This window comes from Neorhizobium sp. IRS_2294 (assembly GCF_050500145.1).
Lineage (GTDB): Bacteria > Pseudomonadota > Alphaproteobacteria > Rhizobiales > Rhizobiaceae > Neorhizobium > Neorhizobium soli.
Genome location: NZ_CP191439.1, coordinates 3,497,257 through 3,518,596, shown reverse-complemented (window position 1 = coordinate 3,518,596; position 21,340 = coordinate 3,497,257). Strand labels below are relative to the sequence as shown.

Below are 21,340 nucleotides of genomic sequence, written 5' to 3'. Positions count from 1 at the left end.
CTTACATAGTTTCGGTTGATCCATAATCGATTCCGGGCGCTCGGGGAGAGCATCCGGCCCTGCGGAGAATATCTCAAGTGACGATGCGGCTTGCCGATCGCCGAAGGATTCTTGCCTTCGGCATGCGGGAGATCTGGCGACGCATGTGTCGCCGGTCCGCCGGCATGCGCCTTGCTCTGACACCGCTGCCGGTGCCGGACAGGCTGATCGTGGCGCCAACCGATCTGCGATCGATCGATCCGTTCATTGCCGAGGAAATTCTCGAGGGGCGCTATCCGCTGGCCGGGCGCGTTCTCGAAACCTTCGGTCATTCGCCGTTTCAGGTCGAGCTTCCGTCCAAGGCCTTTGCCGAGCGGCTGCATTCGTTTGCCTGGCTGCGGCATGTTCGTGCCAACAAGACAGAAGAAGCCTGCGACCACGCCCGTGACGTGGTGGCGGACTGGATCACGCTGCATGGCCGTCGCCAGAGGGGCATCGGCTGGGAACCGAGCGTGGTGGCCGAGCGGGTGGTCGCGTGGCTGTCCCACTCGACCGTCCTCTTGCAGGGCGCGGAGGCCGGCTTCTACCGCCGCTTCATGAAGAGCCTGGCGTTTCAGGTTCGCTACCTGCGCAAGATCGCTGGCTGTATTCCCGCCGACGAGACCCGGCTTCGTATCCGCATCGCACTCGCCATGGCATCGGTTTCCATGCCTACACGCGCGGCCTTCATCCGCCGCGAAGGTGCGCGGCTCGACCGTGAACTGGAATTCCAGATCCTGGCCGATGGCGGCCATCTCTCGCGCAATCCGCGCTCGATGCTGGATGCGCTGCTCGATCTTCTGCCGCTGCGGCAGACCTATATCAATCTCGGCCACGATCTGCCGCAAAAGCTGATCCCGACGATCGACCGCATCTATCCGGCACTGCGCTTCTTCCGCCACCAGGATGGTGATCTGGCGCTGTTCAACGGTGCGACGGCGACACCGGCAAGCGAGCTGATGTCGGTGCTGCGGTATGACGAGAGCGGTGGCAAGCCGTTCAAGGCGCTCCCGCATATGAACTATCACCGGCTGACGGCCGAGGACACGACGCTGATCGTCGATACGGGCTGGTCGGAGCCGGAATTCTCGCGCACGGCGCATGCCGGTTGCCTCGCCTTCGAGCTCTCGTCGGGCCGCAACAGGTTTATCGTCAACTCGGGCTCACCGAAATTTTCAGGGCGCGGCCACCGCAAGATGGCGCGCTCGACGGCGGCGCATTCGACGCTGACGCTGTCTGAGACGTCATCGAGCCGGATCGCCAAGTCGAAGCTTGCCGGCCCCATCCTGCTTCCCGGCGTCTCCGACGTCACGATCGACCGACGCGACGATGCGCATGGCAACGACTGGCTGCGGGCGACCCATGACGGGTATCTCAAGGAGTTCGGCTACCTCTACCACCGCGAGATCGGCCTCAACACGACCGGCAACAAGATCAAGGGCCATGACCGGCTGTTCGTCCCTGATGGCGAAGAGCCGGGCGACGAAAGACTGGTGGCTGTGGTTCGCTTTCACATCCATCCGGCCATCCGGCTGGTGCGGCGCGACCCGGAAAGCGTTGTCATGCAGGCGAGTGACGGCGAGAAATGGCTGTTTTCGGCGCCGGGTCTCGAGGTCATGATCGACGAGGACATCTTCTTTGCAGATGTTTCCGGCCCTCGCCCGAGCCAGCAGCTGGCGATCGAATTTACCCTGCCAGAGGTCACCGAAATCCGCTGGATGCTGCGGCGCGCCGATTAGCCCTGGTTGGAATAGGGTTTCCCTGAAGGGGTAGCTGTGCTAACCGGCGGCCAATCCCTTTTCGCCCTTTTGGGCACCCTCTTTCAGGAGAGACCGATGGCCGTCGCATCCAAGAAAATCCCAGCGCCCGACCGCGTCAAGATCCGCACAGCGCTTCTTTCCGTGTCCGACAAGGCCGGCATCATCGAGCTCGCGAAAGCGCTGACCGAGCAGGGTGTGAAGCTCTTGTCCACCGGTGGCACGCACAAGGCGATCGCCGCCGCGGGTCTTGCCGTCACCGACGTCTCCGAAGTCACGGGCTTTCCTGAGATCATGGACGGTCGCGTCAAGACGCTGCATCCGACCGTGCATGGTGGCCTTCTCGCCATCCGCGACGACGAGGAGCATGTCGCGGCGATGCAGAAACACGGCATCGAGAGCATCGATCTTTCGGTCATCAATCTCTATCCATTCGAGGAAGTGCGCGCGGCAGGCGGCGACTATCCGACGACGGTCGAGAATATCGATATCGGCGGCCCGGCGATGATCCGTGCGTCCGCCAAGAACCATGCCTATGTCACGATCGTCACCGATCCCTCCGACTACCCTGCCCTGATAGAAGCGCTGCAGGCCAATGGCGGCGAGACGGACTATGCATTCCGCCAGAAGCTTGCCGCCAAGGCCTATGCCCGCACCGCAGCCTATGACACGGCGATCTCCAACTGGTTCGCCGAAGCGCTCGAGATCGAAACGCCGAGCTACCGGACGATCGGCGGCGTGCTGAAGGAAGCCATGCGCTACGGCGAGAACCCGCACCAGAGCGCCGGCTTCTACGTGACCGGCGAGAACCGCCCGGGCGTTGCCACCGCGACGCTGCTGCAGGGCAAGCAGCTCTCCTACAACAACATCAACGACACCGATGGCGCCTTCGAGCTGATCGGCGAATTTGCGGCCGACCAGGGACCTGCTTGTGCCATCATCAAGCACGCCAACCCCTGCGGCGTCGCAACCGGCTCGACGCTGAAGGACGCCTATCTGCGGGCGCTGGCCTGCGACAGCACATCAGCTTTCGGCGGCATCATCGCGCTCAACCAGCTGCTCGATGCCGAGACGGCGGAAGAGATCGTCAAGCTGTTTACCGAAGTGATCATCGCGCCCGAGGTTTCCGACGAGGCAAAGGCGATCATCGCGTCCAAGAAGAACCTGCGCCTGCTGGTGACCGGCGGCCTGCCGGACCCGCGTTCGCGCGGCATTACGGCAAAGACCGTTGCCGGCGGCCTTCTGGTGCAGAGCCGCGACAGCGGTGTCATCGAGGATGTCGATCTGAAGGTCGTGACCAAGCGCGCACCGACGCCGACCGAGCTTGAAGACATGAAGTTTGCCTACAAGGTGGCAAAGCACGTCAAGTCCAACGCCATCGTCTATGCCAAGGACGGCCAGACGGCAGGTATCGGCGCCGGCCAGATGAGCCGGATCGATTCCGCCCGTATCGCCGGGCTCAAGGCTGAAGATGCGGCGAAGGCCATGGGCTGGGCCGAGCCGATGACGAAGGGGTCAGCGGTCGCATCTGAAGCCTTCTTCCCGTTTGCCGACGGTCTGCTTTCGGCGATCGCTGCCGGCGCAACTGCGGTCATCCAGCCCGGCGGCTCGATGCGCGATGCAGAAGTGATTGCGGCCGCCGACGAGCATGGTGTGGCGATGGTGTTTACCGGCATGCGTCACTTCCGGCACTAATCTAGGTTGAGAACCTTCTATCCGGCCGATCTGTCGGCCGGATAGGGCACGGTCAGAAGCAGGATCAGGCCGGTGCCGAGAAAGACTGTCAGCGTCGCCATGCCGAGATGGGCAGAGCCCGTTGCATAGGTAACGATGGAAAACGACAGCGTGGCGAGAAAGCTCGTGGCGCGTCCAGACAGCGCATAAATGCCGAAATAGCGGCCGGCCTCCGACACATCGATGCTGCGGGCAAGGTATGAACGCGACGAGGCCTGGACGGGGCCGAAGGCGGCACCGATCAGAAGCCCGAACAGGATATAGGCCTTTTCCGCCGCGGTGCCGAACATACCGCCTGAATCCTCCATGGAAAGCGGCATCAGGCCGAAGAAGACCTCGCCCGGGCTGGTGGAAACGATGCCGACGGTTGCGATCAGCAGCAGGACAAGACTTGTGACCACCACCGTCTTTGATCCGAGCACCCGGTCGAGATGCCCGGCCGCAATGCAGCCAAAGATCGCCACGACATTCAGGATGATGCCGTAGATGCCGATCTCGATGGTCGCCCAGCCGAACATGGCCGCCGCAAACGTGCCGCCGAGAATGATGAGGCCGTTGACGCCATCCTGGTAGAGCATGCGGGCAATCAGGAAGCGGACGATGTCGGGGCGATGCTTAAGTTCACGCAGAGTGCCTGCAAGTTCGCGGAAGCCGGAGCCGACGGCCTTTGCGAGAGGCAGGCCTTTCGGGGCGTCCGGCGTGAAGAAGAACATCGGCAGGATGAATAGAAGATACCAGATCGCCGCGATCGGGCCGGTGATGCGCGCGTCCTCGCCGAGCGCCGGATCAAGCCCGAAGAGCGGCGGAATGCCGAGGAGCGTCAGACCCGTTTCCGGATTGGCGGCAAGCAGCGCGACAACCGCGATCAGCACGGTCATGCCGCCGAGATAACCCAGACCCCAGGCGATGTTCGAAACCTTGCCGATATCGGCCTTGGATACGAGGCGCGGCATCATGGAATCGTTGAAGACGATGGAAAACTCCGCCGCGATCGAGGCAAGGATGATGCAGGTAACCGGCAGGGTGAGCGGCGAGCCCGGAGCGGCCTGCCACAGCAGGACGAGGCTTGCGACCTTGATCAGTGCAAAGCTTGCGATCCATGGTTTTCTGGCACCCGACTGATCGGCGATCGAGCCCAGGATTGGAGACAGGATGGCGATGACGACGGAGGATGCCGTCGCCATGTTGCTCCAGGTGGTCTGGGCGGAGATCGGGTCGTCGGTGAGGCGCGCGACGAAATACGGGCCGAAGATGAAGGTGATGACAACCGTGAAGAACGGCTGTGCCGCCCAGTCGAACAGCATCCAGCCCCAGATGCCGCGCCGGCCTGGTTTAGCCGGCGCCTCGTCAAGTCCTGTCTCGGCCATCTTCTTTTCCCCGAAGCCCCTGCCCTCAAGCCGACCGTGCGTGTGCCAGATCTCCCAGCAGACCGGCGGCGACGGAAATCTTCGAGAGCGTCAGATCGCCGCTTTCGCTGAGGCTCATCAGTTCGGCGCCGATGCGGTTGACGCGCAGTCGATCGCCAGCGATCCAGGCTTCCACCGGCTTCTTGTCCTTGCGGTGCTCGGTCAAGACGGCAATGACGATGTCACGGCGGGCCGATGCGAGCTGTTGCAGGCTGCGCGACAGTGCCAGGCTTTCGTAATGGTCGCTTGTGCCAATCCGCTCGCCGGCCACGATCAGCCGGTTGACGCGGAACGTCTCGGTGACGGCGAAATAGCTCTCGATGGCGCGCGCCATGCTTTCGCCGGTCCGGTCGGCAATCCGCATGATCTCCGGCACGATGACGAGTGCCGATAGCAGGCGTATCTCTTTCACCAGACCGGACGGCGCCCCTTCGGCCTCCAGTTCTGCCGCAAGCGGGCCCGTTTCGGCGATGATATCGTCGGTCACGGTGGCGCGCAGCCCCTTGATTGCGGCCCTGAGCCTGGCGATGGCCTCGGTCAGCTCCGTCGTGCCGATCTGCGTCTGGAGTGCGAGATAGGTACCGATGCCGATGATGCGGGTAACCTGGGCATAGAGATCATTCTGAACCCGGCCCGAGATCTTGCCATCCAGCTGGTCGATTTCGGCCCAGATATTCTCCAGGTCGAAGCCATCGCGAACGAGGAAGAGTGCCTTCACGACATTGGCCGCGGTGGCCCCCGTCATGTCGCTCATCATGTGGATAAAGCCCGGCCCGCCGCGGTTGATGGCTTCGTTTGCAAGCGCCGTCGCGACGATTTCGCGGTGCAGGCGGTGGCCGGCAATATCGGCGGCATAAGCCTTCTGCATCTTCGCCGGGAAATAGGCTTTCAGCACGGATGCGAAATACGGGTCGTCTGGGATAGTGCTGTCGATCAGGGCGTCGAACAGGACGATCTTCGAGTAGGAGACGAGCACGCCGATCTCCGGTCGTGTCAGCGGCCGGCCGCTGGCATAGCGCTCGGCAAGTTCGACATCGTCGGGAAGCGTTTCGACCTTGCGGTTCAGCCGCCCTTCGCTTTCGAGAACCGACATCAGGCGGGCGAGCTGCTCGCGATTGGCGGCACCCTTCCGCTCGACGAGCGAGATCGCGAGCGGCTGCAGGTAGTTGTTGCGCAAAACGAGATGCCCCACGTCTTCCGTCATGGAGGCGAGCAGCGTGTTGCGCTTGGCGCGGGTCAGCCTGCCGTCCTGCATGGCCGGGTTGAGCGCGATCTTGATATTGACCTCGACGTCGGACGAATTGACGCCTGCGGAATTGTCGATCGCGTCGGAATTGCAGCGCCCACCGGCCAGCGAATAGGCGATGCGGCCCTTCTGGGTGACGCCGAGATTGGCACCCTCGCCGATGACGCTGGCGCGCACTTCTGCGGCCGTGATGCGGATCGGATCGTTGGCGCGGTCGCCCACTTCGGTGTCGGTTTCGGATGCGGCCTTGATATAGGTGCCGATGCCGCCGAACCAGAGAAGGTCGACCTTGCTTTTCAGGATCGCCGTCAGGATCTCGAAGGGCGAAGCCGTCAACTTGTCGAGGCCGATTGCCGCTGCCGCCTGCTTGGTCAGCTTGACGGATTTTTCCGTGCGCGAAATGATCATTGCACCTTCAGACAGCGTCGAGCGGTCGTAATCCTGCCAGCTGGAGCGGGGAAGGGCGAACATGCGGCTGCGCTCAGTGAAGGATTTTTCGATATCCGGATCCGGATCGATAAAGATGTCGCGATGGTCGAAGGCGGCGATCAGGCGAATCTTTTCCGACAGAAGCATGCCGTTGCCGAAGACGTCGCCCGACATGTCGCCGACACCGGCGACCGAGAACGGCGTCGTCTGGATGTCGATGTCCTTTTCGCGGAAATGCCGCTTGACCGCTTCCCACGCGCCGCGGGCGGTAATGCCCATCTTCTTGTGGTCATAGCCGGCAGAGCCGCCCGATGCGAAGGCATCATCCAGCCAGAAGCCGGCTTCCTGCGCCAGCCCATTGGCGGTGTCGGAGAAGGTTGCCGTTCCCTTGTCGGCAGCGACGACGAAGTACGGATCGTCCCCGTCGATGCGCAGCGTGTTTTCGGGCGGGACGACTTCTCCGTCGATGATGTTGTCGGTAACCGACAGAAGCGTGCGGATATAGGTCTTGTAGGCTTCCTTGCCGGCGTTGAAGAAGGCGTCGCGCGAAGCGGCGGAGGGAAGCATCTTCGGGAAGAAGCCGCCCTTTGCGCCGACGGGAACGATGACGGCGTTCTTCACCTGCTGTGCCTTCACAAGGCCCAGTACCTCGGTGCGATAATCCTCGCCGCGGTCCGACCAGCGGATGCCGCCTCTAGCGACCTTGCCGAAGCGCAGGTGAACACCTTCGACTTCGGTGCCGTAGACGAAGATCTCGCGGTACGGGCGCGGTTCCGGCAGGCCGTCGAGCATGTCAGGATCAAGCTTGAACGCCAACATCGGCTTTGCGCCGCCGTTCTCGTCCACCTGGAAATAGTTGGTGCGAAGCGTTGCGTCGATCGCGTTGACGAAGCGGCGAAGCGTGCGGTCCTCGTCGAGGTTCGGTACGTTGCCGAGCGCTTGCTCGATCGTCTCGTGCAGCTCGGTCAGCTTCCTGATACGGGCCTTTTCGGCAATTTTCGGATCGAACCCGTCGCGGAACAGGCGGAAGACGAAGGCGGAGATTTCCGGATACTTGTTGAGCGTATCGGCGATGTAGGTCTGCGAGTAGACGATGCCGGCCTGGCGCAGATAGCGCGCATAGGCGCGCAGCACGGTCACTTCGCGGGCGGAAAGGCCGGCGAGCAGAACGAGGCGGTTGAAGCCGTCATTGTCGATCAGTCCCTCGAACGCCCTGAGGAATGCGTCTTCGAGCCGCTGTCCCTCACGCGCAAGATCGATCTCGCGGGCACCGTCGAGCTGCAGTTCCATGTCGTGCAGGACGATGAGGTCCGCCTGCGGGCCGGCGTGGATTTCGAATGTCTGCTCGCTGACCACGTGAAAGCCGAGATTTTCGAGAAGCGGCACGCGGCGCGACAGGGAAAGATGCTGGTCGCGGTGGAAGATCTTTAGCGAAACGGTGTTCGCATCGTCACCGGGGCGCCGGTAGAAGTCGATGCGGATGGTCTCGCCGGCAGCGCAGGCGGCAATATCGGGCAGGTCGGCAAAGGTTTCTTCCGGAGAGAACGCTTCCTGGAAAGCGCGGGTGACGGAAAGGCGGGGGCCGTCTTCCGCAAGCAATGCGAACCTGTCTTCCCACGGCGTCGCGATAAGGCGCACAGCCTCCTCGAGCTTTGCCTGCGCGACACGCGGCGTCTTGCCGCCGCTGCGGCCGATGATCATGTGGACGCGGGCAACGCGGGCTTCCGGAAACGCCGGGTAATAGGCCGAGACGTGGCCGTCGAAGATTTCGCAGAGATACGCGCCGACCTTTTCGCGGACGATCGAATTATAATCCTCGCGCGGCACATAGACGATAACAGAGACGAAACGGTCGAAATGGTCGATACGCGGCAGCACGCGCACGCGCGGCCGCTCGCTCAGCTCCATGATCTGTTCGCAGAAGCTCGAGAGAACATCGAGATCGATCTGAAAAAGGTTGTCGCGCGGGTAGGATTCCAGCGTGTTTTCGAGCATCCGGCCCGAATGGCTTTCCGGATCGAACCCGAAATTCTTCTCGATGCGGGCGATCTTTGCGCGCAGCAGCGGCACGTCGCGGACGGACTGGGTATAGGCAGTGGAGGTGAACAGGCCGACGATGCGCAGTTCGCCGACCACATTGCCCTTCTCATCGAAGCGCTTCACCCCGACGTAATCCATATAGGCGCGACGGTGCACGACGGATTTGACGTTGGCCTTGGCGACGATGAGGAAATCCGGGCCGTCGAGAAATTCGAGGATTTCTGGCGTCGTCGTGACCTGATCCTTGCCCTGACGCAGGACGAGCACATCCGGATCGGACAGGATGCCGAGGCCCCTGCCCTTGCCGCGCTCCACCTTGGCATCGGCGCCCTTGCCCGAATAGGTGTATTCGCGCATGCCGAGGAAGGTGAAATTGTCGTTCCTGAGCCAGTCGAGGAAAGCATACGCCTCGTCGGCATCGGCCTTCTTGCCTTTTTTCGCGTTGACGAGTTGGGCCTGGGCGTCTTTGAGAACGCCGAGCATCGCGGACCAGCCGGTAATGGCCTGGTGCACCTGGTTAAGAACAAAGCGGATTCGCTCGACCAGCCCGTCGGCTTGCTCGTCGTTGAGCTGAGGCACATGGATCTGGATCAGGCTGACGTGATGGGCCGGGTCGCCGGGTCGCTCGCTCGAGTGAAGCGTCGGCTGCTTGCCCGGTTCGATGACGAGGATCGGATGGACGGCCATCGTGAGGTCGCGATAGGCCGTCGTCACTTCACCCATGACCGAATCGAACAGAAACGGCATGTTGCGATCAATCACCGTAATGATCGAAACCGGCATTCCATCGGGCTCGACACCATCAAGGGTTTCGATTGTGATGTCGGCCTTGATTCGCGTCCAGGCTTTCAGCCGTCTTGCGGCATGTCCCGCGCACAGGGCGAGCATTTCTGGGGTGTAGTTTTCGAGATCGTCACTGCTGGCGCGGCTGAAGATCAGGAAGGGATCGAGATTGTCCTCCATGCCGGAAGCGGCCGCAATCTTGCCCGCCTTCTCGATCTGCTTGTCCCGCTTCGGGTTTTGCCGGCCTGCCATCTGTCTCTCCCTAAATTTTTTCTCAACGTGCGATAAAACGCAGCCAATGTCATTATGCTTTGCCGCGGTGTCTCACCGGTGCTTGCGGCTGGAATTTGTCATAGGCGTGTCACGTCTTGTTGACATGCCGACACAGAGATCCGATCAACGGTTCGATAACGTCGAAAGCAAGCATCATGCAGGGTAATTCAGGCGCGGTCATCGTCATTTCCAGCCATGTGATCCGTGGCTCGGTCGGTAACCGGGCCGCCGTCTTCGCGCTCGAGACCCTGGGATATCCCGTCTGGGCCATGCCGACCGTCGTGCTGCCCTGGCATCCCGGGCACGGTCCTTCGACGCGCCTGACGTTTCCCGAATCGGATTTCGACAAGGCTATAGACGATCTCATCCGGGCGCCATGGCTCGGCGAAGTGAAGGCGGTGCTGACCGGGTATTTCGGAAATGCCGCGCAGCCGCGCGCCGTGGCACGACTGATCGAGGCGCTGCGGAGAAACAACCCGGACCTTATCTATGTCTGCGATCCCGTGATGGGCGATCTCGGCGGGCTCTATATCCCGCAGCCGACAGCCGAAGCAATCCGCGACGAGCTTCTGCCGCTTGCCACCATCGCCACGCCGAACCGATACGAGCTTGCCTGGCTCTCGGGTGCACCGCTCGATGATAACAATGCGATCATGGAGGCGGCAATCGCGCTCGGGCCGCCGCGGATGCTGGTGACCTCGGCGGTGCCGATGATGACCGGCAGTACCGGCAATCTCTATCTCACCGGCAATCATGCGCTGCTGGCTGAACACCGGCTGATCGACCACGCCCCGAACGGGCTCGGAGACCTACTCTCAGCGGTTTTTCTCGCCCGCGTCATGTCCGGCATGGATGAAGAGAAAGCGCTGCAGACAACGACTGCCAGCGTGTTCGAAGTGCTGGCGCGTTCGGTAAAGCGCGGGGCCAACGAACTGACGCTGGAAATGGATGCCGCCAGCCTCTCGACGCCGATGGCGATGGTCCAGATGCGCCGGCTCGTGCATCCCCTTAAGAGGCGCAAGCCGTAAGCTCAAAGAGCATGCCCATCCACACAATGGCCGTTGATTCTCGTCTGGCTGCACGATAATCGTGAGCCATGAGCGAATTTCCAGAAAAACTGCTTTCGGGCTACCGTAACTTCATGAGTGGTCGCTACAGCGACGAGCGGGAGCGCTATCGCGCGCTTGCCGATACCGGCCAGAAGCCGCATACGCTCCTGGTTGCTTGTTGCGACAGTCGCGCGGCGCCCGAGACGATCTTCGACTGCGGTCCGGGAGAACTCTTCGTGGTCCGCAACGTCGCCAACATGGTACCGCGCTACGAGCCCGACAGCCAGTTTCACGGGACATCGGCTGCGGTCGAATACGCGGTGCAGGTGCTCGAGATCCGCAATATCGTCGTCATGGGCCACGGCCGCTGCGGCGGTATCCAGGCAGCGCTCGACGCTTCCATGAAGCCGCTGTCGGAGGGGGATTTCATCGGCAAGTGGATGGGTTTGGTCAGGCCTGCGGCCACGCAGATCCAGAGCAACGACCTGATGACCCAGAGCGAGCGTCAGACAGCGCTCGAACGGGTGTCGATCCGCAATTCGATCGCCAATCTGCAGACCTTCCCCTTCGTCCGCAATCTCACGGAAAAGGGAGAACTCGACATTCACGGCGCCTGGTTCGATATCTCGACCGGCGAGTTGTGGGTGATGAACGAGAAGGGCGATTTCACCCGGCCAGACATCAGTGTACCGGCGATCGAGGCCGAGCAGAGCCCGGCCTGATCATTTCAACCGTGTAACGGCTCAGCCGCCGTCGATCTGGGCGCCCATGTATGCGATCGCCTGCTGGTAGACGGTTGCCGCGTTCCAGCCCTGGATGGCGACGAAATTCGGCTCGCCCTGCTGGTAGCCGGCACCGGTGCGCCAGCCATGGCCCTTCAGGAAGTTCGCGGTCGACGCCAGCGCATCGGCGCGCGAACGGACCATGTCGATATGGCCGTCGCCATCACCATCAGCGCCGTAGCGGATGACGTTGAGCGGCAGGAACTGGGTCTGGCCGATTTCGCCATGCGCCGCACCCTTTGCAGTGGTGCTGAGATCACCGCGGGCGACGAGTTGCAGGGCTGCGTACAGCTGTTCGGTAAAGTAGGCCGAGCGGCGGCAGTCATAGGAAAGCGTTGCGACGGCCGACAGCGTGTGCTGGTCGCCCATGTAATTGCCGAAACCGGTTTCCATGCCCCAGATCGCCAGGATCGGGCCGGCCGGAACGCCGTAGCGGCGCTCGATCGAAGCGAACAGCGCTGCGTTGGATTTCTTCATGGACTTGCCGCGCGAGATGATCGTTGCGCCACCGCGCTTCTTCATGAACTCGTCGAAGGAAAGCTTGAAGCTTTTCTGGCCGCGGTCGGCGCGAATGGTTGGGCGGTTGTAGACGACGTTGGCAAAGGCACGGTCGAGAACTGCAGGGCTGATACCCTTGGACGGTGCCTGCTGCTTGAAATCGGCGACCCAGCGGTCGAAACCGGCTCCATCATTGCCGCAGGCGGCGGCAAAGGCCGGGGCTGCGGTTGCAAGCGTTGCTGCTGCGATCAATCCTGCCAGAATAGTCTTCATCATGCGGTCAAACCCGTCGAAAGTCCGGATTGCTTGGCCGAAAGCTTCCGGAAGAATTGCGCTATATTCGGCCTTATGACCCCAGTGGCGGATAATCGCAATTCATCTTCCCATGAATAGTTCGTGAAGAGAGACGAATCGAAAAAACCCCGTCATTTCTGACGGGGCTTTCTAAGCGGATTTGCTTAATAAAGTACGTTACTTATTAAGCAGCAACCTTGCGTGGCTTGATGAGACCGCGATTGACCAGAAGTTCGGCGATCTGGATCGCGTTCAGCGCGGCACCCTTGCGCAGGTTGTCGGAGACGACCCAGATGTTGAGTCCGTTTTCGACGGTTGCGTCTTCGCGGATACGCGAAATGTAGGTCGCATCTTCACCGGCGCATTCGAGAGGCGTGATGTAGCCACCGTCTTCGTGCTTGTCGATCACGAGGCAACCCGGCGCTTCGCGCAGGATATCGCGGGCCTGATCGGCCGTGATCTCGTTTTCGAACTCGATGTTGACGGATTCGGAGTGGCCGATGAAGACCGGAACGCGAACGGCCGTGCAGGTGACACGGATCTTCGGGTCGAGCATCTTCTTGGTCTCGGCCAGAACCTTCCACTCTTCCTTCGTGTAGCCGTCTTCCATGAAGCTATCGATATGCGGGATGACGTTGAAGGCAATACGCTTGGTGAACTTCTTCGATTCGACCGGATCGGCCACGAACACGGCGCGCGTCTGGGTGAAGAGTTCGTCCATGCCTTCCTTGCCGGCACCGGACACCGACTGGTAGGTGGAAACGACGACGCGCTTGATCTTGGCAAAGTCGTGAAGCGGCTTCAGCGCGACGACGAGCTGGGCCGTCGAGCAGTTCGGATTGGCAATGATGTTCTTCTTGGAGAAGCCGACGATGGCATCGGGGTTCACTTCCGGAACGATCAGCGGCACTTCGGAATCGTAGCGCCAGGCGGACGAGTTGTCGATAACGACGCAGCCCTGCGCACCGATCTTCGGCGACCACTTCTTGGAGGCATCGCCGCCGGCTGACATCAGGCAGATGTCGGTATCGGAGAAATCGTAGTTCTCGAGGTTGGAAACCTTGAGCGTCTTGTCGCCGAAGGAAACTTCCGTTCCCTGGCTGCGGGCGGAGGCGAGTGCGACGACTTCATCCGCCGGAAAACCACGTTCCGCCAGAATGTTCAGCATTTCCCTGCCGACATTGCCGGTTGCACCGGCGACTGCGATCTTGAAACCCATTTCTTTGCTCTCTTTCTGTCTCTCCTCGGTTTTCTGAGGGGGAAGCCCGTGTCGCGCGCGACGCGGTGTTCCTTGTCCCCGGCCGTACCGGGGAGAGAGCGGTGGCCAGAGACGTCAGACGATAATTTTCGTCGTCGTTTTGGCCGTGGTTTTGTCAGAAACCGAAAGGGCAACATCCAGCCGCCCGGCAGATACTGCCAGGTCATAGCACGCAGCAAAGCGAAAGTCGCGGCGAAGCATGGACACTCCTTTTCCAAAGCTGCTCATAAAAGATTTTGCCGCAGAGTCAAGGTTGATGCGATTGGACATCGGCGCGTTATCACGTTTCTGTCATTGCACTGTCATCGCATGGGGCTATCCCCGAACCTCTATGCGACGCAACGACGGGGGTTTTCCATGCGTATGCTTCTTGCTGCCTTTGCAGCCACAACAATTCTTTCCGGCGGCGTGCAAGCCGCCCACGCCGCAAACGTCTTTCCGCTCGATCGTGCAACGATCCTGACCGGCTCGCCGTTCGATTTCAAGGTTGAGTTCAGCTCGGTCGTGAAGCCTGAGGACGTCAAGATCACCGTCAACGGCCAGGACTACAAGTCTGTGTTCGGCAAGGATGTCGAGTTCGTTGCAGAAGAGAAGAACAAGGACAAGGTCCTCGGTTCCGCCGTCGTGCTGCGCGCACTGACGATCGCGAATGCCGGCGACTACAAGGTTGAGGTGTCTGCTGGTTCGGAAACCAAAAGCGTGACCTGGAACGTCTACGGCACCGCGGCGCAGCCAAAGGCCAAGAACGTGATCTTCCTGATCGGTGACGGTCTTTCCGTGGCGCATCGCACCGCTGCTCGCATCATGGCCAAGGGCATGACCGAAGGCAAGGCGAACGGTCGTCTCGCGATGGACGACATCCCGCCGGCAGCCTTTATCGGGACGTCTGCGACGGACGCTGTCGCCACCGACAGCGCCAACACGATGTCGGCCTATATGACCGGCCACAAGACAGCCGTGAACGCAATCGGCGTCTATGCCGACCGCACGCCTGACTCGATGGACGATCCGAAGGTTGAAACATACGCGGAGGCGGTCCGCCGCCAGACGAAGAAGTCGATCGGCATCGTCACGACCGCAGAAGTTCAGGACGCAACACCCGCAGCCGTCGTCGCCCATACCCGCAAGCGCGGCGACAAGGCGGAAATCAACGGCATGCTGTTCGACGTCAAGCCGGACGTCCTGCTCGGCGGCGGTTCCGCCTACTTCCTGCCCCAGGCGACGCCCGGATCCAAGCGCAAGGACGACAAGGACTATATCGCCCTGTTCAAGGACGCCGGCTACATGCTTGCGACCAGCAAGGCTGAACTGGCAACGGCCGCCGGCACCAATACCGGCAAGATCCTCGGCCTGTTCCACACCGGCAACATGGACACGACGCTTGACCGCGAATTCCTGAAAAAGGGCACGACGGCGAAGTTCCCGGATCAGCCGGGCCTCGTCGACATGACCAAGGTTGCGCTCGACACGCTGTCGAAGAACCCGGACGGCTTCTTCCTGATGGTCGAAGCTGCCAACATCGACAAGATGTCCCATCCGCTGGACTGGGACCGCGCCGTCGTCGATACGATCGAATTCGACAAGGCAATCGCCGCAGCCCGCGAATTTGCCGACAAGAACCCCGACACGCTGATCATCGTCACCGGCGATCATACCCACGGTGTTTCGATCATCGGTACGGTCAACGATGAAAAGCCGGGCGACGACATGCGCGAAAAGGTCGGGACCTATGCCGAGGCAGGCTTCCCGAACTATATGGACGAGAACAAGGACGGTTATCCTGACAAGGTCGATGTTACCAAGCGACTGTTCCTGAACGCCAATAACGGCCCTGATCATTACGAGACATTCCGTCCGAAGCTCGACAATCCCTTCGTTCCCGCCATCCAGAACGAGAAGAAGGAATATGTCGCCAACGAAGCCTACAAGGATGTCCCGGGTGCTGTTCTCGTGACCGGCATCATCCCGAAGAGCGCCGACAGCGGCGTCCATGCGGTTGACGATGTCGTGCTTCAGGCTGCCGGCCCGGGTTCGGAAGGCTTCCGCGGTTACATGGAGCAGAGCGACGTCTACAAGGTTCTCGCGGAAACTTTCGCGCTGGGCGCCAAGCAGACCAACTAATCAGACCAACCGGCCTGAAAGACAAGAATGAAAGAGGGGGCATGTCCTGTGGCATGCCCCCCTGTCCAATGAGATATCGCGGGACTTGAAGATATGCCTCAGCTGCAGGATGATGACGGCGCTCGTCAAGGGAAAGTGATCATGCGAGCGCTCGAGATGGTCGATCGTCGCCAGATGCTCAAGACCTCGCTCGGCATCATTGCCGGCCTGCCGCTGCTGATATCAGGAGCAATAGCCCGAGCGGAAAACGGGCTTTCCTTCGACGAGCTCTATGGCAAGGTCAGCGTTCTCGGGCTGGAATTTTCCGACAAGGTCAAGCGGCTGAACGGCCAGGAGATCGCCATGCGCGGTTTCATGGCGCCACCGCTGAAGGCGGAAGCCTCGTTCTTTGTTCTGACCGAAGTGCCGATGTCGATCTGCCCGTTCTGCTCCACCGATGCGGACTGGCCGGACAATATCGTCGTTGTCTATCTCGATGAGAAGCAGACATTCACCCAACCAAGCCAGACGATCGAGGTGCGCGGCACGCTCGAGATGGGCTCGTGGACCGATCCGGACACCGGCTTCGTAAGCCTGCTCAGGATCCGACAGGCGGAATACGGTATGGTCTGAAGACATGATGCCTCTAAAGGTGCAATCCCTCGCCGTCTCGTTTCCTGGTCTGGCGACGCCGGTTCTTTCCATCGATGCCCTCGAGATCGCCGCCGGCAGCCGCGTTGCGCTGACGGGCGGGTCGGGATCGGGCAAGAGCACGCTTCTCAATATCATTGCGGGGCTTGAGCGTGTTCGCACCGGTGAGGTCATCTGGGGTGGGCAGGATATTGCCAGACTGTCGGAAGGCCGGCGAGACCTTTGGCGGGCCGAAAATGTCGGCCTGGTGATGCAGGATTTCCATCTCTTTGCGGGTCTTTCGGCGCTGGATAACGTGCTGCTGCCGGCACGGCTTTCGCGGGTCTCGACCCCGAATCTGGTGGAAAGAGCGCATGAGCTGATCGAGACCGTGGGGTTGAAGCGACCCGGTCAGTCCGTCGAGACCATGTCGCGCGGTGAGATGCAGCGGGTGGCGATCGCCCGGGCGTTGCTGCGCAAGCCGGGTATCATCATCGCCGATGAGCCGACGGCAAGCCTCGATCTCGAAAACGGCGAGGCGGTCGGGGATCTGCTTTTGTCGGTCGCGGCCGGTGCCGGCAGCACGCTTGTTATAGCCACCCACGACCAGCGCATGATCGAACGCCTCAACCGGCGTATCGTGCTCGGGGGCGGGTGCATCGTCGGCGATGAGACCGTCGGGGAGATCGCTGCATGATCGGTTTTATCGTCGCCGACCTGCGGCGTCTCTGGCTGGGCTGCGCCGTCGTGGTGCTACTCGTTGCCTTAGCGACCGCGCTCGGCGTTGCCGTGACCCTGCAGGAACGGTCGCTGCGTCTCGGCAGTGCGCGTGCTGCGGACAAGTTCGATCTGGTGATCGGCGCCTCCGGCAGCGAGACGCAGCTCATCCTTTCCTCGATCTTTCTCCAGCCCGCACCGCTGCCACTGGTCGATGGAAGCGTGCTGGCAAAGCTGGCGGCCGACCCAAGGGTCGCGTGGGCAGCTCCCGTTGGGTTCGGCGATTCCTTTGCCGGCTATCCGATCGTTGGAACGACGACCACGCTTGTCACCAGCACCACGCCGGGCTTTGGCGAGGGCCGCATGTTTGCCGCGGAAGGCGAGGCGGTTCTCGGCGCTTCCGTCTCTCTCCCGATCGGCGCCGTCGTCAAGCCGATGCATGGAACAGCCGAAACTGGTGGTCCAACCCATACGGACATCGCATACAAGGTCGTGGGCAAGCTGAAACCGACCGGCACGCCATGGGACCGCGCCATTCTCGTGCCGATCCAGGCCGTATGGCACGTTCATGGTTTAGGCGCTGAGCATGAGCACGAGGACGCAAGCACGGAGCCTGCGGCATCTGTCGCCTCTACCACCCATGACGAAGACCATCATCACGGCGGCATCGATCCGGATGCGCCGATCGTTGAGGATTTCGCGGCTGATACCCCCGGCCTTCCAGCGATTCTGGTCAAACCGAAGTCGATTGCCGATGCCTATCGCCTGCGTCAGGCCTATCGCGGCAATGGCACGGTGGCGGTCTTTCCCGGCGAGGTGCTGACCGGCCTTTATGCGACGCTTGGCGATGCGAAAATGGTGTTGAGTGCGGTCGCTGCGGGATCTCAGGCTCTTGTCGCGGCAGCACTGGTGCTGGTGACGGTGATCCATGTGGGGCAGAGGCGCCGGCAGATCGGCGCGCTGCGCGCGTTCGGGGCACCGCGCGTCGCCGTGTTCCTCATCGTGTGGCTGGAGCTTCTTCTCCTGGTTGCGCTTGGCATCGGGCTCGGCTTCGTCTGCGGGCTACTGGCGGCGCAGTTCGGCGCCCATCTGTTTACCGCGAAAAGCGGGGTCATCCTGCCGGTCGGGTTCACGAGAGACGACGTACGTCTGGCACTTTTTCTGCTGGGCTTTGCAGCGGTCCTTTCGGCCGTGCCGGCACTTCTTGCCTATCGGCAGTCGCCCGCCCAGGCGCTTCGCTCCTGACCATTCCGAGCTACGTCATTAGACGAAAGTCATAAGCCGAAAGCATGTCTCATCCGGCGTGCCAAATTCTGTCACTCTGCAACGATTGCGCTAACCTGTCTGGCCGAGGAGGAGAATGGCCGGACAGGAAGGCACGGAGTTCATCTTGTTGGGAGGACGACAATGGCACACGTCGCAACGGCAGCCCGGACGAAGGCTAGCCCCATGACGCGCGAGGAAAAGAAGGTCATCTTCGCCTCGTCGCTGGGTACCATTTTCGAATGGTATGATTTCTATCTCTACGGAACGCTTGCCGTCATCATCGGCCGGCAGTTCTTTTCGGCGTTTCCGCCCGCCACGCAGGCCATCTTTGCACTGCTGGCCTTTGCTGCAGGCTTTCTCGTCCGCCCCTTCGGCGCACTGGTCTTCGGACGGCTCGGCGATCTTGTCGGACGCAAATATACCTTCCTGGTCACGATCGTGATCATGGGCCTATCGACATTCTTTGTCGGTCTTCTGCCGAGCTACGAGCAGATTGGTGCAACGGCGCCCATCCTTCTCATCGCGCTGCGCATGTTGCAGGGCCTGGCGCTCGGTGGCGAATACGGTGGTGCTGCTGTCTATGTGGCGGAGCACGCCCCGCCCGGTCGCCGCGGATTTTACACGGCCTGGATTCAGACGACGGCGACGCTTGGCCTGTTGCTGTCGCTCGCCGTCATCGTGACGCTGCGCGTCAACATGGGTGAAGAAGCCTTCGCCACCAGCTATCCGGTCATATTCGGTCTGCTGGGCGGCTGGCGCATTCCGTTCCTCGGATCGGCACTGCTGCTTGCCGTCTCCATCTACATCCGCTTGCAGATGAACGAGTCTCCCGTCTTCCAGAAGATGAAGGAAGAAGGCACCCGTTCGAAGGCACCTCTGACGGAAGCCTTCGGCACCTGGAAGAACGGCAAGATCGTGCTGATAGCACTGTTCGGCCTTGTCGTCGGCCAGGCCGTCGTCTGGTATACCGGCCAGTTCTACGCGCTGTTCTTCCTGCAGAGCATCCTGAAAGTCGACCTTCTGACGGCGAACGTACTGATTGCCTGGTCGCTTCTTCTCGGCACACCATTCTTCCTCGTCTTCGGTGCGCTGTCTGACCGCGTGGGCCGCAAATGGGTCATTCTGGCAGGCTGCGCGCTCGCAGCGGTCACGTACTTCCCGCTGTTCCACGCGTTGACCAATACCGCCAATCCGACCTACGCGGCAGCGATCAAAAACGTCCAGATCCAGGTTTCGGCGGATCCGGCGACATGCGGATCCCTGTTCGACCCGGTTGGTATCAGGACCTTCACGCAGCCCTGCGACGTCGCGAGACGCACGCTGTCGCAGCAGGCGTTTACCTACACGCTGGTGCCAGCAGCCGCCGGTGCGCCAACCACGGTCAGCGTGGCGGGCACGGACGTTCCCGTTGCCAATGTGACGTTGCCGGACGGCAAGACCGAAACCTTCGCCCAGCGTCTCGGCCCGGCCAGCGTGGCAGCCGGCTACCCTGCCGCCAACGATGCTGCCAAGGTGCGTGTGGATGGCTTCTTCGCGGTGTTCGGCAATGCCCAGGCTTTGACGGTCATCGCCATTCTCTGGGTCATGGTCGTCTATGTGACGATCGTCTACGGCCCGATCGCCGCGGCGCTGGTGGAGTTTTTCCCGACACGCATCCGCTATACCGCCATGTCGCTGCCGTATCACATCGGCAACGGCTGGTTCGGCGGGCTGCTGCCGGCCACCTCCTTCGCGATCGTTGCCTCGACCGGGGATATCTATGCCGGCCTCTGGTATCCGGTCGGCTTTGCCGTTCTCACGATCATCATCGGCGCGGTCTTCGTGAAGGACCGGCGCAATATCGATCTTAACGACTGATCAGTCAGCAAAAAAGAAGGGCCCGGCGGAAACGCCGGGCCCTTTTTCGTTTCAGGGCAGTGGTCCCCTCGCGGGATGCCTCAGGCCGAGAGGCCGGCAAATTCCTTGAGGATGGCGTCGCCCATGTCGCCGGTGCCGACTTGGCGGCAGCCGTCGGCCATGATGTCGCCGGTGCGGATGCCCTGGTCGAGAACGTTGGCGATCGCCTTTTCCAGGTTGTCGGCTTCAGTGATCATGTTGAAGGAATAGCGAAGACACATGGCAAAGGACGCGATCATGGCGATCGGGTTGGCAATGCCCTTGCCGGCAATATCCGGTGCCGAACCATGGACCGGCTCGTACAGCGCCTTGCGCTTGCCGGTCTTGCCATCGGGTGCGCCGAGGGAAGCGGACGGCAGCATGCCGAGCGAACCCGTCAGCATGGCCGCAACATCAGACAGCATGTCGCCGAACAGGTTGTCGGTGACGATGACGTCGAACTGTTTCGGCGCGCGAACCAGTTGCATGCCGCCGGCATCGGCCAGCATGTGGTCCAGCTTCACATCGGAATATTTTGCCTTGTGGATTTCGGTGACGACCTGGTTCCACAGCACGCCCGACTTCATGACGTTGCGCTTTTCCATGGAGCAAACGGCATTCTTGCGGGTGCGCGCCAGTTCGAAGGCAACGCCTGCGATGCGTTCGATCTCGTAGGTGTCGTAGATCTGGGTGTCGATGCCGCGCTTCTGGCCGTTGCCGAGATCGATGATTTCCTTCGGCTCTCCGAAATAGACGCCGCCTGTGAGTTCGCGGATGATCAGGATGTCGAGCCCGTCCACCAGTTCGGGTTTCAGCGAGGAGGCGGCGGCAAGCGCCGGATAGCAGATGGCCGGGCGCAGATTTGCGAAAAGCTCCATATCCTTGCGCAGACGCAGCAGGCCGGCTTCCGGGCGAACCTCATAGGGCACACTATCCCATTTCGGACCACCGACGGCGCCGAACAGGACGGCATCGGCCGTCATCGCCTTTTCCATATCCGCGTCGGAAATGGCGGCACCATGCGCATCATAGGCGCAGCCGCCAACCAGGCCTTCGTCGGTGACGAAATCGGCACTCATGGCGTCGTTCATATGGGCGATGATCTTGCGCACTTCGCCCATGGCCTCCGGACCGATGCCATCACCGGGAAGCAGGAAAAGGTGTTTTGCCATTGTGCAGATGTCC

Annotated in this window: 15 protein-coding genes; 9 read left to right on the top strand and 6 right to left on the bottom strand. The window is 61.4% G+C overall.

The window, feature by feature from the left end; translation table 11 throughout:
* Positions 1-83 precede the first annotated feature (83 nt).
* Both ACQY1K_RS16940 and purH read left to right on the top strand, forming a co-directional pair.
* Positions 84-1,757, top strand: coding sequence for a heparinase II/III family protein (locus ACQY1K_RS16940; protein WP_113469243.1), 1,674 nt, complete (start codon positions 84-86; stop codon positions 1,755-1,757).
* 96 nt (positions 1,758-1,853) lie between these two features.
* Positions 1,854-3,470 (top strand): bifunctional phosphoribosylaminoimidazolecarboxamide formyltransferase/IMP cyclohydrolase, encoded by a 1,617-nt coding sequence (gene purH, locus ACQY1K_RS16935; protein WP_092665136.1) that lies wholly within the window; start codon positions 1,854-1,856, stop codon positions 3,468-3,470.
* Between the two features lie 17 nt (positions 3,471-3,487).
* Here the strand turns inward: purH and ACQY1K_RS16930 are convergent, their stop codons facing one another.
* Positions 3,488-4,876, bottom strand: coding sequence for an MFS transporter (locus ACQY1K_RS16930; RefSeq protein ID WP_092665133.1), 1,389 nt, complete (start codon positions 4,874-4,876; stop codon positions 3,488-3,490).
* Between the two features lie 25 nt (positions 4,877-4,901).
* Positions 4,902-9,665 (bottom strand): NAD-glutamate dehydrogenase, encoded by a 4,764-nt coding sequence (locus tag ACQY1K_RS16925; RefSeq protein ID WP_430257932.1) that lies wholly within the window; start codon positions 9,663-9,665, stop codon positions 4,902-4,904.
* A gap of 176 nt (positions 9,666-9,841) precedes the next feature.
* Between ACQY1K_RS16925 and pdxY the strand changes: the two genes are divergently transcribed.
* Positions 9,842-10,714: a pyridoxal kinase PdxY gene (pdxY, locus tag ACQY1K_RS16920; protein ID WP_175487304.1), complete on the top strand. Its 873-nt coding sequence runs from the start codon at positions 9,842-9,844 to the stop codon at positions 10,712-10,714.
* Between the two features lie 68 nt (positions 10,715-10,782).
* Positions 10,783-11,457 carry a carbonic anhydrase gene (locus ACQY1K_RS16915; RefSeq protein WP_062462828.1) on the top strand — a complete coding sequence of 225 codons (675 nt, stop codon included), beginning with the start codon at positions 10,783-10,785 and terminating at the stop codon, positions 11,455-11,457.
* A 21-nt stretch (positions 11,458-11,478) separates the two neighbouring features.
* Here ACQY1K_RS16915 and ACQY1K_RS16910 read toward each other — a convergent pair whose 3' ends face one another.
* The 3 genes from ACQY1K_RS16910 to ACQY1K_RS16900 all read right to left on the bottom strand — a co-directional run bounded on the left by ACQY1K_RS16910 (position 11,479) and on the right by ACQY1K_RS16900 (position 13,837).
* Positions 11,479-12,291, bottom strand: a complete 813-nt coding sequence (locus ACQY1K_RS16910) for a lytic murein transglycosylase (protein ID WP_062462825.1) — start codon at positions 12,289-12,291, stop codon at positions 11,479-11,481.
* Between the two features lie 202 nt (positions 12,292-12,493).
* On the bottom strand, positions 12,494-13,528 hold the full coding sequence (locus tag ACQY1K_RS16905) for an aspartate-semialdehyde dehydrogenase (protein WP_062577062.1): 1,035 nt from the start codon (positions 13,526-13,528) through the stop codon (positions 12,494-12,496).
* Positions 13,529-13,642: 114 nt separating this feature from the next.
* Entirely contained in the window at positions 13,643-13,837 is a 195-nt protein-coding gene (locus ACQY1K_RS16900) for a hypothetical protein (protein ID WP_430257931.1), read from the bottom strand.
* An 87-nt stretch (positions 13,838-13,924) separates the two neighbouring features.
* On the opposite strand from ACQY1K_RS16900, the gene ACQY1K_RS16895 reads away from it, so the two are divergent.
* The 5 genes from ACQY1K_RS16895 to ACQY1K_RS16875 all read left to right on the top strand — a co-directional run bounded on the left by ACQY1K_RS16895 (position 13,925) and on the right by ACQY1K_RS16875 (position 20,137).
* Complete coding sequence (locus ACQY1K_RS16895) at positions 13,925-15,688, top strand: alkaline phosphatase (protein ID WP_430257930.1); 1,764 nt, start codon at positions 13,925-13,927, stop codon at positions 15,686-15,688.
* 174 nt (positions 15,689-15,862) lie between these two features.
* On the top strand, positions 15,863-16,300 hold the full coding sequence (locus ACQY1K_RS16890) for a hypothetical protein (RefSeq protein ID WP_430259059.1): 438 nt from the start codon (positions 15,863-15,865) through the stop codon (positions 16,298-16,300).
* 4 nt (positions 16,301-16,304) lie between these two features.
* Positions 16,305-16,994 (top strand): ABC transporter ATP-binding protein, encoded by a 690-nt coding sequence (locus tag ACQY1K_RS16885; RefSeq protein ID WP_430257929.1) that lies wholly within the window; start codon positions 16,305-16,307, stop codon positions 16,992-16,994.
* Positions 16,991-18,259, top strand: coding sequence for an FtsX-like permease family protein (locus tag ACQY1K_RS16880; protein ID WP_430257928.1), 1,269 nt, complete (start codon positions 16,991-16,993; stop codon positions 18,257-18,259). The genes ACQY1K_RS16885 and ACQY1K_RS16880 overlap by 4 nt, the downstream gene beginning before the upstream one ends.
* A 162-nt stretch (positions 18,260-18,421) precedes the next feature.
* Complete coding sequence (locus tag ACQY1K_RS16875) at positions 18,422-20,137, top strand: MFS transporter (protein ID WP_062462807.1); 1,716 nt, start codon at positions 18,422-18,424, stop codon at positions 20,135-20,137.
* An 80-nt stretch (positions 20,138-20,217) separates the two neighbouring features.
* On the opposite strand, the gene leuB is transcribed toward ACQY1K_RS16875, so the two are convergent.
* Positions 20,218-21,327 (bottom strand): 3-isopropylmalate dehydrogenase, encoded by a 1,110-nt coding sequence (gene leuB / locus ACQY1K_RS16870; RefSeq protein ID WP_174197295.1) that lies wholly within the window; start codon positions 21,325-21,327, stop codon positions 20,218-20,220.
* Between the last annotated feature and the right edge of the window lie 13 nt (positions 21,328-21,340).